Source organism: Microbacterium sp. HM-570, assembly GCF_054165885.1.
Window position 1 is genome coordinate 648,820 of the sequence record NZ_CM135111.1, and the last position, 13,505, is coordinate 662,324.

The window sequence follows — 13,505 nt, forward strand, 5'->3', positions numbered from 1 at the left end:
GCGTCAGTTCTCCGAATCCGGAATCACGTCCTCGGCGATGATCTCGACAGCACCCGTAACGGGGTTCTGGACGGTCTCTTCGCTCATCGGCGCGGCGAACTGGGCGTTGTAGAGGCGCCAGTAGGCGCCCTTCGCGGCGAGCAACTGCGCGTGATTGCCCTGTTCTACGATCGAGCCGTGCTCCATCACGACGATGACATCGGCATCCCGAATCGTCGACAGCCGGTGCGCGATCACGAAAGCCGTGCGATTCTCGCGCAGCCTCGACATCGCCCGCTGGATCAGCACCTCGGTGCGCGTGTCGACCGACGATGTTGCTTCATCGAGGATCAGCAGGCGCGGGTCGGCGAGGAACGCGCGCGCGATCGTGACGAGTTGCCGCTCCCCCACGCTGAGGTTGGTGGCCTCGTCGTCGAGCAGCGTGTCGTACCCGTCGGGAAGCGCATGCACGAAGCGGTCGACATAGGCGGCGGATGCTGCGGCCACCATCTCTTCTTCGGTCGCCTCGGGCCGGCCGTACAGGATGTTGTCGCGGATCGTCCCGGCGAACAGCCACGTGTCCTGCAGCACCATGCCCGTCCGAGATCGCAGGTCGTCGCGCGACATCCGTCGGGTGTCGACAGCATCCTCGGGCGAAGTGCCCAGGGCGATCGCACCGGAGTCCACGTCGTAGAAGCGCATGATCAGGTTGACGAGCGTCGTCTTGCCGGCGCCGGTGGGCCCGACGATCGCGACCGTGCTGCCGGGCCGAGCCGTCAGGTTCAAGCCCTCGATGAGCGGGGTGTCGGCAACGTAGCGGAACGAGACATCCCGAAACTCCAGCAGCCCGGCGTCTTCCGGCACCGACTCGGCCACCTCGGGGTCGGGCTCTTCTTCGTCCTCGTCGAGGAGCTCGAACACGCGCTCGGCGCTAGCGACGCCAGACTGGAGCAGGTTGGCCATGGAGCCCAGCTGGCTGAGCGGCTGACTGAACTGACGCGAGTACTGAATGAATGCCTGCACGTCGCCGATCGAGATGATGCCCGCGGCGACCTGCAGCCCACCGACCACGGCGATCGCGACGTACACGAGGTTTCCGACGAAGGTCATCGCCGGCATGATGATGCCCGAGATGAACTGGGCCCCGAAGCTCGCGCGGTAGACGCGGGCGTTCTCGTCCCCGAAGGCCGCCTCGACCTCGCGCTGGTGCCCGTAGACCTTCACGAGGGCGTGACCCGAGTACGTTTCTTCCACGCGCGCGTTCAGGATGCCTGTCTGCTTCCACTGCTCGACGAACAGCTTCTGCGAGCGCCGCGCGACGAGCACCGTGATGATGATCGTCAGCGGAATCGTGACGAGCGCGATCAGGGCCAGGGTCGGCGAGATGAGGAACATCATCAGCAGGACGCCGATGACGGTGAGCAGTGACGTGATGACCTGCGACAGCGTCTGCTGCAGGGACTGACCGATGTTGTCGACGTCGTTCGTGACGCGGCTGAGCAGGTCACCCCGCTGCACCCGGTCGAAATAGCTGAGCGGGAGGCGGTGGATCTTGTCCTCGACCTGCATGCGCAGGTGGTGCATGGCGCGCTGCACGACGCCGTTCAGGATGCGCGCCTGGAACAACGCGAAGACGCTCGCGAAGACGTAGACCGCGAGCACGAGCAGGAGCACCTGGCTCAGCTGGACGAAGTCGACGCCCGCGCCCGGCACGAAGGTCATCGATCGCAGCATGTCGGCCTGCTCGGCCCGCCCCGCCGCGACGAGTTGATCGATCACCTGCTGCTGCGTCGTGCCCGAGGGGAACTGCAGCGACGTGAAACCTTCGAAGACGATGTCCGTCGCCTCACCGAGCAGCTTCGGACCCGTCACGCTCAATCCGACGCTCAAGACGCCGAGCACGATGACGAAGATGAGCAAAGACCTGTCCTGGCGGAGCGAGCCGAGGAGGCGCTTCGCCGAGGCTCCGAAGTTCTGGGGCTTAGCGACCGGCATGCCCATTCCGCCCATGGGGCCGCGGCCACCCATCGGGCCGCGGGGCGGGGGCGGTGAGGCCGGCGGAGTCGCGGGCGGCGCGCTGCGATCGCTCATGCCGAGGCCTCCACGCTCTCCTGCGATTCGACGATCTCGCGATACGTCTCGCTCGTTTCGAGCAGTTCCGTGTGCGTGCCGAGCCCGACGATCTGGCCGTGGTCGATCACGACGATCTGGTCGGCATCCCGCACCGTGCTGACGCGCTGAGCGACGACGAGGCGTGTCGCGCCCGGCACATGTGTCGTGAGGGCGGCACGGAGCGTCGCATCCGTCGCGACATCCAGGGCCGAGAAAGAGTCGTCGAAGATGTAGATATCGGGGCGCTTGACGAGCGCCCGCGCGATCGCGAGACGCTGGCGCTGCCCACCCGAGACGTTCGTGCCGCCCTGCGCAATGGGTTCGTCGAGCCCGAGAGGCATCTCGGCGACGAATTCCCGCCCCTGGGCGATCTCGAGGGCATGCCAGAGATCGTCGTCCGAAGCATCCGCATTGCCGTATCGCAGGTTCGACGCAACCGTGCCCGAGAACAGAAATGCACGCTGGGGCATCAGGCCGATCCGCGCCCACAGTTCGTCCGGATCCCACTCGCGCACATCGACGCCGGCGACGCGAACGGAACCCGCGGTGGCGTCGAAGAGCCTCGGCACGAGCCCGATCAGCGTCGACTTGCCCGCTCCGGTCGAGCCGATGATCGCGGTCGTCGTGCCCGCGACGACGCGGAAGGTGATGTTCTTCAGCACCGGTTCGTCGGCGCCGGGGTACGAGAACTCGACGCCGTCGAAGTCGATGTCTGCGCGGAACTCCTGCGGCCGCAGCGGTGACGCGGCCGTGACGACCGACGAGTCCGTCGCCAGCACCTCACCGATCCGGTTGGCGCTCACCGCCGCGCGCGGGATCATCACGAACATGAAGGTGGCCATCATCACGCCCATGAGGATCTGCATGAGGTATTGCAAGAAGGCAAAGAGCGTGCCGATCTGCGCGTCACCGGCCTGGATCTGGAAGGCACCGAACCAGATGACCGCGACGCCCGAGACGTTCATCACGAGCATGATCGCGGGGAACATCAACGCCATCAGATTGCCGGCGCGCAGTGCTGTATCGGCGACGCCCTCACTGCCGTTCCGGAAGCGGGCGCGCTCCTCCTCCTCACGCACGAACGCACGGATCACGCGGATGCCGGTCAGTTGCTCGCGCATGACCTGATTGATGCGATCGATCCGCTTCTGCATGAGCTGGAAGTAGGGCACCATCCGCACGATGATGAGGCTCACGACGATCAGCAGAACCGGGATGCTGACCGCCATCAACCACGACAGCCCAACGTCCTGGCGCACCGCCAAGATGACCCCGCCGATGGCGAGGATGGGCGCCGCCACCATCAGCGTCGCCGTGACCTGCACGAGCATCTGCACCTGCTGGACGTCGTTCGTGTTGCGCGTGATCAGCGACGGTGTGCCGAACTGCCCGACCTCGCGCTGCGAGAAGCTCACGACCCTCTCGAACAGGGCAGCTCGAATGTCGCGGCCCATGCCCATCGCGAGCTTCGAGCCGAAGTACACGGCGATGATCGCGCAGACGACCTGCACGACCGTGATGCCGAGCATCAGCGCCCCGACGGACCAGATGTACGGGATGTCGCCGGTCACGACGCCGTTGTCGATGATGTCGGCGCTCAGAGTGGGCAGCAGCAGGGATGCGATCGACTGCCCCAGCTGGAAGACGATCACGCCGATCAGTAGCGGCCACGCCGGCTTCAGATATCGAACCAGGAGTTTCCAGAGCATGATCAGTCTTCGCGTGCCACGAGCTGGTCTCGCACCGTCCGCCGCAGAACCTTGCCGACCTGCGAGCGCGGCAACTCGTCGACCTGCACGAGCTTCTTGGGGATCTTGTACGCGGTCAGATGCTGGCGGCAGAAGTCGCGCAGCGCGGTGGCGTCGAACACGGCGCCCGGCTTCATGACGACTGCGGCCGTGACCTCCTCACCGCCCGACGGGCGGCGCAAACCGACCACGGCGGCGCTCTCGATGTCTGGATGCTGCGCCAATGCCTGCTCGACCTCGGTCGGGCTGACATTGAAGCCGCCCGTGATGATCAGTTCCTTGAGGCGGTCGATGATCGTGACGAAGCCGTCCTCCGACATGGTCACGATGTCGCCCGTGCGCAGCCAGCCCCCGGGCAGCAGAGCGGCCGCCGTATCGTCCGGGGCACCCCAGTACCCGCCGAACACCTGCGGCCCGCGGATCAGCAGCTCGCCCGACTCTCCGGCCGGGCGATCTTGCGTCGGGTCATCGGGGTCGACGACCCGGATCTCGGTGCTCGGGAATGGCACACCGACGGTGCCGGGCGGCTCGGTCCCGCGGGATTGCCGAGCGCGACCGGTGAAGTCTCGGTCATCCCGTAGCCCTCGACCAGCAAGCCACCGGTCGCCTCTTCCCAGCGTGTGACGGTCGAGACCGGAAGGCTCATCGCCCCCGAAATCGCGAAGCGCACGCCGCTCAGATCGATCCGCTTCTGGTTGCTCGCGCGCGCCAAAGCGTCGTAGATCGGCGGCACGGCGGGCAGGAACGTCGGCGGCGACTTCCGGCTCGCCGCGATCACCAGGTCGAGGTCGTACTTCGGAAACAGCACCAACTTCGCCCCGATGGACATCGCGAACGTCAGGCAGAGCGTCAGGCCGTAGGCGTGGAAAAGCGGCAGCACGGCGTACACGACTTCTTCACCGTCATGCAGCCCGGGCAGCCACGCCCTGCCTTGCGCCGCGTTCGCGCGCAGGTTGCGGTGCGACAAAGTGGCGGCCTTGGGCGTGCCGGTCGTTCCGCTGGTCAACAGCAACAGGGCCGTGTCGGCGAGTTCGGGTCGCGCCACGCGACGCGAGATCTTGCGGGATTCGGCGAGGCGATCCCACGTTAAGACACCCTTCGTGGTCGGCTTCGCGGTGATCGCTGCGCGCGCCGTGCGGGCCTTCGAGATGGGCAGGCGGAGCGCAATGCGCTTGCCGAGCGGCATGGCATCGGGCAGGCTCACCGAAACCACGGCGCCCGGACGGGCGTCTTCGGGAAGGGTGGCCACGACATCCGCCACCTTGTCCCACACGATCGCGACGACCGGTGCCGTGACCTCGAACTGATGGCGGATCTCGCGCGGCGTGTAGAGCGGGTTGTGCTCGACCACGATCGCCCCGAGACGCATCACCGCGTAGAACGCCACGACGTGCTGCGGGCAATTGGGCATGACGAGCGCGACCCGGTCACCCGCGCGCACCCCGAGCTTATGCAGCCCCCCTGCGACCCGCTGCACCTGCTCGCCGAGCTCGGCGTAGCTGGTGCGAGCGCCGAAGAACTCCAGCGCCGTCTGTGCGCCGTAACGCCCGACGGATGCATCGAGCATGTCCACAAGCGTCTCGGTGACATCGGCGATCTCAGCGGGAACACCCTCGGCGTAGGAAGCGACCCAGGGGCGACCCTCGGGGGCATCGACGTTCGGCATGGTGATGTTCCTCATCTCCGCCTGCGGGCGTCAGGCACTGAAGTCCATGCTTTCATGCGAGATATTGCGGTGGCGGTATGCGGCGAACGCATAGCTGATCTACGGTGAGGCACGTGATCGTCGACTTCGAGGGCACCGTGTATCGGTGGGAGGCGCGAGCGGATGCCGCGTGGTTCTTCGTCGATCTGCCGCCGGAGGTCAGCGAGATGATTCTCGAGTTGCAGGATCCTGCGCTCCGCCGCGGTTTCGGCGCGGTGCGTGTCCGAGCCACGATCGGCGGTTCGACCTGGACGACGTCGATGTTCCCGTCGAGCGGGACCGGGTCGTACGTGCTCCCCCTCAAACGCGCCGTGCGCGAGGCGGAGGGATTGAGCGAAGGGGGTACCGCGCACGCCCGCGTCGAGCTCGTCGACCTCTGATTCGCAGGCGGACGTTTCCTACGTCGGCAGATCGATACGGATGTCGAGCCCACCCGTGGATGCAGGGTTAAGTCCCGGTGCTCACCAGAGCGGGTGGATGTCGGCCCGCAACAAACGGTCGTAGACATCCCGCACCACGACGTCGAAGGCCTCGACGTCGAACTCGGAGCCCGGCTCGAGCAGCGCGGCAGCATCGGCGTTCGACACCGCTTGACGCGTGTTGCGTGCGCCCGGGATGACAGAGGTCACGCCAGCACGCGACATGATCCACGCGAGAGAGGCCTGAGGAAGCGAAACCCCCGCAGGCAGCGCCGCCGCGAGCTCGTTCGCCGCCTGGATGCCGACCTCGAAGTCGACGCCCGAGAACGTTTCGCCCCGATCGAAGGCCTCACCGTTGCGGTTGTACGAGCGGTGGTCGTTCTGCGCGAACGTCGTGTCGGTCGTGTACTTGCCCGAGAGCAGACCGGATGCGAGCGGCACACGGGCGAGAATGCCCACGCCCGCAGCCTCGGCGGCAGGCAGAACCTCGTCGAGCGGCTTGAGCCGCAACGGGTTGAAGATGATCTGAATGCTCGCCACTCCCGGGCGGCCGATGGCCGACAGCGCCTGCTCGACGGTTTCGACCGAGACACCGTAGGCCGCGATCGAGCCATCCGAAACCAGATCGTCGAGAGCGTCGTAGGTCGCATCCGCGTCGATCACCACGCTCGGCGGGCAGTGCAGCTGAACGAGGTCGAGCGTTTCGACGCCGAGGTTGCGACGGGAGCGCTCCGTCCAGGCCCGGAAGTTCTCGGGCGAGTAGTTCTCGAGTTCCTGCGGCTGGCGGCGCCCCATCTTGGTGGCGACGAAAACGTCGTTCCGCCCCCGGAGGAACTGGCCGATCAGCGACTCGGAGCGTCCGTCGCCGTACACGTCGGCGGTGTCGAACAGGGTCACACCCTGATCTGCGGCCGCGGCGAGCACTCCGAGCGCGTCATCCTCGCTGACATCACCCCAGTCGGCGCCGAGCTGCCACGTTCCGAGTCCGACGATCGAAACCTCGCGGCCGGTACGGCCCAGAATTCGCTGCTGCATGGTGATCCCTTTCGATTCTGTCCAGGCTAGCCCGAGCTGCTCGGCCTGTGCCGTTCGCCATTCGGTCAATCCGCACGGGGCCCGCGCCTCTCCGACCGCTCAGATCAAGCGCTCTCCTGGGTGCACCGATCAAGAACGGGCGGATGTTTCGCCCAGCGCCGCACGGTGCAGTTCGCCGTACGCGCGGCCGACCGCCTCGGCCAGCGCCTCGACGCGCGGCACCGCCGTGGGGTCTGTGCAGAACCCGATCCCGATCTCGTCGGCATGCGAGATCGCAGCAACCCGAAGGGCGTGATGCGCGCCGGGCTCGGATGATGAGAACAGTCGGTCCACCCGACGCCCGGCCACCGCAACGGGAACCCGTGGTCCCGGCACGTTGGAGATGGCGAGGCTGAACTCGCGCGGGCTGTCAGCGACCCGATGGACCACGGCATCCATGCCCGGGATCGCTCCGAGGGCATGAAAAAGGTCGTAGAGCAGCGAAGCATCACCCGCCTGCTTTTCGGCACGCGTGCGCGCGCTGATGCGATCGAGCCGACGCAGCGGATCGGATGTCCCGAGCTCGAGGTCGACGTTGATGAACGAGTCGTGATTGCCCACCGCCGACGCACCGCCGTCGCGATGGTGAAGGCTCACCGGCACCTGTGCTCGCAGGTCGAGATGGGCTGCGTGGGTGCCGAGCCAGGCATCCAGGCCCCCCGAAACCGCGGCGAGCAGAACATCGTTGACTGTGGCGTGCTGCGGCCGCGACGCCCCGATCGCCCTCAACCCGTCGAGGGGCGCGACCGCGAAGGCCACGTCCCGAGCCGCCGTGATCGGGCGGTCGAAGGGCGACTTCGATCCGGGCTGGCCGAGCTCGCGCGTGATGACTTCGGGCAGCCGGACCCACTCGTTCGCACCCGACATCGATGTGCTGGCAGGGGTGGGTCCCGCAGCGGGCGGTGACGCATGGTTCGGTGACGCATGGTTCGGTGGCGCATCGTGCGGATCGAGCAGGATCGTCTCGAGAAACCGCATGCCCGCGATGCCATCGACCATCGCGTGGTGCATGCGTGCCGCGATCGCCTCGCTGCCGTCGGCGAGCGGACCGATCAGATCGAGCGTCCACAGCGGCCGGGAGCGATCGAGGTGCTCCGACATGAGCTCGCTCACCCTGCGGCGCAGGTCTTCGGGTGTTGCGCATTCCCCGCCCGCGCGACGGCGCACATGGGACGCGATGTCGAAGCCATCCGCCGTGACCCAGCGTGGCGCCCCGGCCCCGATCTCCACACGCTGGACTGCGCGCGGTTCGGAACCCAGCCTCCGGCCGACCGCCGCCCGCAGCGCCTCGAGATCGAGCGGCTTCCCCGGCGCGAGGATCATCAACTTGAGCGTGTGCCCCGTGAGCACCGACGATTCGAGCGCCTGGATGCGGGCGTCGTCCGCGGACAGGAGCTCACCGTCATCCGTCACGTCCGTCAGCCTATCGACGAGGCACCGTGAGATGCGGACCCCGGAGAAGCCCGGCTGTATCGCGTTTCGCTCCCCCAAATGGCGGCAGGCGCCTGGGAGACTGGCGCTGTCGTCGTCGCCCGAGACGCCGACCAGACCGTCACCCGACACCCATGGCACCCGACGCCTCCACGACAAAAAGAGGACCCCCATGAACGCACGCCCATCGAGAGACGCGGAGCGCGCAGACGACGGGTACTTCGGTCCCCGCAGCGCCACCTGGAAGGTGTACGCCGACTCCGGAGCATCACTGGGCGCCGTGTCGTCGGTCCTGCTTCAATCGCTCGACACCGGAATGCTGAAGCACTTCGAACGCGTTTCGATCACCTCAGAGAGCCCCGAAGCCGGACAGGCACGCTTCCAGCGCACCGGCGACTTCATCCTCACCTGCGCATTCGGCGACAAGGCGCACGTGGATGCGGCGACCGCACACGTCGACATGCTGCACGAGCGCTCAACCTGGACGAATCCCGAGACCGGCGAGGTCGAGGTCGCCAAGTGGCCCGAGTGGCAGCGCTGGACGATGTATACGTTCGTCTGGGGATCGCTCGAGGGCGTCCAGAAGTTCGGCATGAAGCTGACGACCGCGGAGCAGGATGCATTCGTGAAAGAGCAGCAGCTCGTCGCCGAAAAACTGCACGTGCCCGGGCCGCACCCCAGCACGAAGGCCGAGTTGGACGCGTTCATCGAGTCGGGCAAGAACGACAAGGCGCTGGGCTACCTAGGCGCCCAGTCGGCGCTCGGCTTGCGCCATCCTCCCCGGTCGGGCAACCCGCTCAAAGACTGGGTCTCGGGCATCGTGCTCGACGGGATCCTCTCGCTCCTGCCCCTCTGGGCGCGGCAGATCTACGGTGTCGAAAACCACAGCGAGCGTCGACTGGCCCGCGCGCAGCGCATGACGGCGCGTTTTCTCGCCCTGGCACGCAAGAACAAGTCCCTGCAGGATCTGGTCGATTCCGGGATCGCTCACGCGACCGAACACCCGTACCAGAAGGTGCGCGCCAAGTCCTGAGGTGTGAGGGCGACGGCGCCGGGCCAATCCTCCGGCGCCGTCAGCCCCTCAACATCTGGCGGAGTGAGACCGTCGGATCCGCCAACGCGGATGCCTCGACGCTCACGCCGCGGTCGATGATGCGCCGCGCGGCACGAATCGTCATCGGGTCGTCGATCGAGGCGGCGCCGAGCAGGCGGTCCCCCGCGACCCGAAACACAGCGGTACCCGGCCGGATGACGTCAGCACCCTCGCCGACGAGGTCGCCGACGATTTCGATGTGCGAGCCGTAGCGGTCGCTCCAGCACCACTCGGCGCCGCGCGGGGCGGGCGCTTGTCCGAGCAGCCGGGCGGCAGCATCCATGCCGTCGAGGCGCGCCGCATCCCAGTGCGCCGTGGCGGCGAGCACAATCCCACCCGCCGGCTCGACGAGTTCGCTGCCGGGCAGCACGCGCGGCTCGACACCCAGGCCCGCGACAATGAGGTCGGCCGCGACCGTTTCGCCGTTCGCCAGCGTGACCTCGAGCAGATCACCGGATGCGTCGATGGACGACACCGTCGTGGTGCGCAGGTCTACTCCGTGCGTGACGTGCATCGCGTGCATCCAGCCCGACAGAGTGTCGCCCAGGACGTGTGCCCCGGGCATCTCATGCGGGTCCACGAGGACGACCGGCGTGTCGAGGGTACGGAGCGCGGCCGCGACCTCCGCCCCGACGAAGCCGCCGCCGAGCACCAGCACCGTGCGATTCGGGCCTGCCGCCCCGCGGATCCGCATCGCGTCGTCGAAGTCGCGCAGGGTCACGACGCGCGGATCGTCCGCCCCGGGCATCATCGGACGTCGCGCCGCGGCCCCCACCGCGACGACGAGCGCATCCGCCGCCAGCACTCGTCCATCCGAGAGCACGACGCCCGCGGGTGTGATCTCGGTCGCCGCGACTCCCGCAAGCACCGTGATCTTCAACTCGGCAAGCCGCTCGAGGGGTGCGAAGTCGAGGTCGGCGCGGGTGGCACCGTTCACGAGCACGCTCTTCGAGAGCGGCGGATGGTCTGAGCACGACGCATCGCTCTCGACGATCGTGATCGCACCGACGTAGCCGAGATCGCGCAACGTCGTTGCACACGTGTAGCCCGCGATCCCGCCGCCGATGATCAGGACGTCGGCGGGCGCCGTGTCGCTCACGCCAGGCGCGCGGGGTTCGGGACGACCACGATGTCATCGCCGTCCACGTGAGCCGCGTGCGCCGCGACACCCGTGGGCGCGGGGGGCGATAGCACGGCGCCGTCGCTCAGGCGAAAGCGCGCCGCGTGCAGCGGACACTCGACGCATCCGTCCTCGACCCACCCATCGGCGAGGCCGGTCTTCTCGTGCGTGCACGTGTTGTCGAGAGCGAAGTACTGCTCGCCATCGTTGAATACGGCGACGTCATCGATCGTGCCCAACCGATCCTTGGCGATGGCCAAGCCCGTGCCATCTTCGATATCGCCGACGTGTGCGACCACAATGCCCTGCGTCATGGGCCCATGCTAGCGGGCGCAAAATCCCCAGACGCGAAGCTACGCGACCGACAACGCCCGAGAGGTCCTCAGCATCGACGGGGAACGTCGAGTGCCGCACTCACGGCTACGAGGCCAGCACCGTGGAGCAGATCGCGGATACAGCAGGGGTGTTGTTGCGCACCTTTCTACCGGTACTGCTCCAGCAGGGACGAGATGCTGACGTCGGAGCTGGCGACCGATCCGGCAGAACTCGCGTCCGCCGTCCGATCGAAGGGCGAACTCCCGTTGCTCGAGCCGGTGATCCAGGAGTTCGTCGCCGTCGCAGAGATCGAGCCGCACCGCCGCGAACTGCGACTCATCATCAGAACACCGCGCTCCGCGCCGCCTGGCTGGCCGCGGGCCGGGAAGCGCAGGAGGATCTCGCCAACGTCATCCTGGACCGCTTTCCCGACGACACCCCCTCCACACGCGCACTCCCGCGGCCGCGATCACGGCGGTGCTGACGATCGTGATCGAGACAGGGGCACTGTCGGACTCCCCAAGCATGGAGCCGCTCGCCCGCGAAGCACTGAGCGTCACTACTCCGACCTGAGCCCCTGCGAACACGAGTGCAAGCACGTGCCTGCACGGAATGATGGGGTCATGCCCTTCGCAGACGATCTGCTCGGCGTCGGCGTCGCGGGCACGCTGACCCACTGCATCCAGAACACCCAGCCCGAGCGTGCCCTGCACGCCTTGCCGCGGGCGTGCGAAACCTTTGACGGGCTATCTCTGCGCGAACGGGCCGATGTACTGCGGAATGCTCTGCTGGCCGACATTCCGGGCGACTACGCCACGCTCGCCCACGTCATCCGTTCCGCCGCCGCGAACGAACCTGCATTCACCGGCTGGTTGATCTGGCCCGTAACCAGTGCGATTGCAACCCGAGCCGTGGATGAGGGAACGGAGGCCTCGTTCGACGACGCCCTGGCGCTCCTCGCCGAGCTGACGGGTCGGCTCACTGGCGAGTTCGCCATCCGCACGCTGCTGCGGCACGACCTCGATCGTGCCCTCGACGTCATCGGCGGGTGGACCATTTCGCCCGACGAACACGTGCGGCGCCTGGCGAGCGAGGGCACACGGCCCTATCTGCCGTGGGCGATTCGAGTGCCGGCGCTCATCGCCCAACCAGGAGCAACCATCGGGATTCTGGATGCGCTGTACCGCGATGGCAGCGAGTACGTCCGCCGATCGGTCGCGAACCACCTCAACGACCTGAGCCGCGACTCCCCCGGCCTCGTCGTCAGCACCGCCCGACGCTGGCTAGCCACCCCAGCGCCCACCACGCCAGCCCTCGTCCGTCACGCGCTCCGCACGCTCGTCAAGCGCGGCGATCCGCACGCCCTCACCTTGCTCGGCTTCGCGCCCGCGACCGTCGAGATCGATGGGCCGTTGCTCACCGAAACCCACATACCGTGGGGCGGAGAGGTCGGATTCACTGCTACTGTCCGGAACTCGGGTACGCAGAGCGCGCGTCTCGCGATCGACTACGTCGTGCACCACCGCCGCGCCAACGGCACCCTCACCACAAAAGTCTTCAAGCTCACCACGGCCCACGTCGCACCCGGCGAAGAGTTCGCGATCGAGCGTCGGCACTCCTTCCGCGCGATCACGACGCGCCGCTATTACCCCGGCGAGCATGCCATCGCGCTGCAGGTGAACGGGGTGGCCACACCGCCGGTAGTTTTTGAGTTGCTACCCGCCGCCGATAGTCCGGCATGACGACACCCGGCTTGACGACGCGACGACGGACCCGCACTCTCCGCGCTCGCCGCTAGTCGTGATGATTGACGGCGAGCAGGTCGAAGACAACCTTGTCGCCCTGCGCGTTCTGCGCGATCCATGCGACGGAACCGACGAGTTCAATAGAGGCGTCGCTGTCTGTGTCGGTAATGGTCAGGTAGCGCATCAACCCCACCTTCTTGATCTTGTGATCGACGGTGGCGCGATTGAACGACGCAAACTCTGATGCGAGGCGTCCGTGGGTGTCACCGTTGAGCACGTGGATCGTATCGGGCGTGATCGCAACGAGCAGCGTCGTCGTAGCGCCTTTCTCTTCGGCGGCTGCTGTCATGGCCAGGCGCCGACCGGCAATTGCGCCGATCGCTGCGCTGACACCACTGACGTCGCTGAGCCCGGTGGGGTCAAGTGCGTCGGCAGCGACGACGCCGCCTGCGCTGCCGACGATTGCAGCGCCGACGAGGCTGGCAAGGTTGAACCTCCCTGCCGCGAGCACATCCGCATCCTGGCCCAGAATCTTCTTGGCCTCGACGATCAAGTTCGCTTCGCTAAAGGCACTGTTCATTGTGTAGCTCTCCAAAGTCTGCTGCGGCGCAGGGCGATTCATTTTCCTCGGAGACCCTATCGGGCTCTTGAGACATCACAGTGCGGCGCGGAGTCGTTGAACGATCTCGTCTACACGGGGTACTCGAAGAAGAGAACAAGCTTCGTGACAGCGTCGACGACTGAGCGGTTCCCACAGGTGCGCG

The 13,505-nt window shown here is 67.0% G+C and carries 12 protein-coding genes; 3 read left to right on the forward strand and 9 right to left on the reverse strand.

What is annotated here, in order from left to right; translation table 11 throughout:
• Positions 1–3: 3 nt before the first annotated feature.
• Genes ACT9TC_RS03080 through ACT9TC_RS03095 form a run of 4 tightly spaced genes read right to left on the reverse strand, consistent with a single transcriptional unit; the run spans position 4 to position 5,505 of the window.
• Positions 4–2,070 (reverse strand): ABC transporter ATP-binding protein, encoded by a 2,067-nt coding sequence (locus tag ACT9TC_RS03080; protein WP_458041976.1) that lies wholly within the window; start codon positions 2,068–2,070, stop codon positions 4–6.
• On the reverse strand, positions 2,067–3,800 hold the full coding sequence (locus ACT9TC_RS03085; protein ID WP_458041977.1) for an ABC transporter ATP-binding protein: 1,734 nt from the start codon (positions 3,798–3,800) through the stop codon (positions 2,067–2,069). Before ACT9TC_RS03085 ends, ACT9TC_RS03080 begins: the two co-directional genes overlap by 4 nt.
• Before the next feature lie 2 nt (positions 3,801–3,802).
• A complete protein-coding gene (locus ACT9TC_RS03090; protein WP_458041978.1) occupies positions 3,803–4,348 on the reverse strand; it encodes an AMP-binding enzyme in 546 nt (181 codons plus the stop codon).
• On the reverse strand, positions 4,261–5,505 hold the full coding sequence (locus ACT9TC_RS03095) for an AMP-binding protein (RefSeq protein WP_458041979.1): 1,245 nt from the start codon (positions 5,503–5,505) through the stop codon (positions 4,261–4,263). The genes ACT9TC_RS03090 and ACT9TC_RS03095 overlap by 88 nt, the downstream gene beginning before the upstream one ends.
• Before the next feature lie 113 nt (positions 5,506–5,618).
• Between ACT9TC_RS03095 and ACT9TC_RS03100 the strand changes: the two genes are divergently transcribed.
• Complete coding sequence (locus ACT9TC_RS03100; protein WP_458041980.1) at positions 5,619–5,924, forward strand: DUF1905 domain-containing protein; 306 nt, start codon at positions 5,619–5,621, stop codon at positions 5,922–5,924.
• A gap of 81 nt (positions 5,925–6,005) precedes the next feature.
• Here the strand turns inward: ACT9TC_RS03100 and ACT9TC_RS03105 are convergent, their stop codons facing one another.
• Together ACT9TC_RS03105 and ACT9TC_RS03110 are read right to left on the reverse strand one after the other, a co-directional pair.
• Complete coding sequence (locus ACT9TC_RS03105) at positions 6,006–6,998, reverse strand: aldo/keto reductase (RefSeq protein WP_458041981.1); 993 nt, start codon at positions 6,996–6,998, stop codon at positions 6,006–6,008.
• Positions 6,999–7,127: 129 nt separating this feature from the next.
• Positions 7,128–8,450: a wax ester/triacylglycerol synthase domain-containing protein gene (locus ACT9TC_RS03110; RefSeq protein WP_458041982.1), complete on the reverse strand. Its 1,323-nt coding sequence runs from the start codon at positions 8,448–8,450 to the stop codon at positions 7,128–7,130.
• 190 nt (positions 8,451–8,640) lie between these two features.
• Here ACT9TC_RS03110 and ACT9TC_RS03115 point away from each other — a divergent pair, with 190 nt between their 5' ends.
• The gene (locus tag ACT9TC_RS03115) at positions 8,641–9,501 is read left to right on the forward strand and encodes an oxygenase MpaB family protein (RefSeq protein WP_458041983.1); all 861 of its coding nucleotides are present in this window, start codon (positions 8,641–8,643) and stop codon (positions 9,499–9,501) included.
• A 40-nt stretch (positions 9,502–9,541) separates the two neighbouring features.
• On the opposite strand, the gene ACT9TC_RS03120 is transcribed toward ACT9TC_RS03115, so the two are convergent.
• Positions 9,542–10,660 carry an NAD(P)/FAD-dependent oxidoreductase gene (locus tag ACT9TC_RS03120; RefSeq protein ID WP_458041984.1) on the reverse strand — a complete coding sequence of 373 codons (1,119 nt, stop codon included), beginning with the start codon at positions 10,658–10,660 and terminating at the stop codon, positions 9,542–9,544.
• Complete coding sequence (locus ACT9TC_RS03125; protein WP_458041985.1) at positions 10,657–10,995, reverse strand: Rieske (2Fe-2S) protein; 339 nt, start codon at positions 10,993–10,995, stop codon at positions 10,657–10,659. The genes ACT9TC_RS03120 and ACT9TC_RS03125 overlap by 4 nt, the downstream gene beginning before the upstream one ends.
• Positions 10,996–11,619: 624 nt before the next feature.
• Here ACT9TC_RS03125 and ACT9TC_RS03130 point away from each other — a divergent pair.
• On the forward strand, positions 11,620–12,738 hold the full coding sequence (locus tag ACT9TC_RS03130; protein WP_458041986.1) for a DNA alkylation repair protein: 1,119 nt from the start codon (positions 11,620–11,622) through the stop codon (positions 12,736–12,738).
• Between the two features lie 52 nt (positions 12,739–12,790).
• Here the strand turns inward: ACT9TC_RS03130 and ACT9TC_RS03135 are convergent, their stop codons facing one another.
• The gene (locus ACT9TC_RS03135; protein WP_458041987.1) at positions 12,791–13,321 is read right to left on the reverse strand and encodes a hypothetical protein; all 531 of its coding nucleotides are present in this window, start codon (positions 13,319–13,321) and stop codon (positions 12,791–12,793) included.
• Positions 13,322–13,505: the final 184 nt, after the last annotated feature.

Bases quoted from the DNA above. Each gene is read 5' to 3' on its own strand.
- ACT9TC_RS03080 (WP_458041976.1), bottom strand. From the start codon at position 2,070: ATGAGCGATCGCAGCGCGCCGCCCGCGACTCCGCCGGCCTCACCGCCC.
- ACT9TC_RS03105 (WP_458041981.1), bottom strand. From the start codon at position 6,998: ATGCAGCAGCGAATTCTGGGCCGTACCGGCCGCGAGGTTTCGATCGTC.
- ACT9TC_RS03125 (WP_458041985.1), bottom strand. From the start codon at position 10,995: ATGACGCAGGGCATTGTGGTCGCACACGTCGGCGATATCGAAGATGGC.
- ACT9TC_RS03115 (WP_458041983.1), top strand. From the start codon at position 8,641: ATGAACGCACGCCCATCGAGAGACGCGGAGCGCGCAGACGACGGGTAC.
- ACT9TC_RS03095 (WP_458041979.1), bottom strand. From the start codon at position 5,505: ATGCCGAACGTCGATGCCCCCGAGGGTCGCCCCTGGGTCGCTTCCTAC.
- ACT9TC_RS03085 (WP_458041977.1), bottom strand. From the start codon at position 3,800: ATGCTCTGGAAACTCCTGGTTCGATATCTGAAGCCGGCGTGGCCGCTA.
- ACT9TC_RS03130 (WP_458041986.1), top strand. From the start codon at position 11,620: ATGCCCTTCGCAGACGATCTGCTCGGCGTCGGCGTCGCGGGCACGCTG.
- ACT9TC_RS03135 (WP_458041987.1), bottom strand. From the start codon at position 13,321: ATGAACAGTGCCTTTAGCGAAGCGAACTTGATCGTCGAGGCCAAGAAG.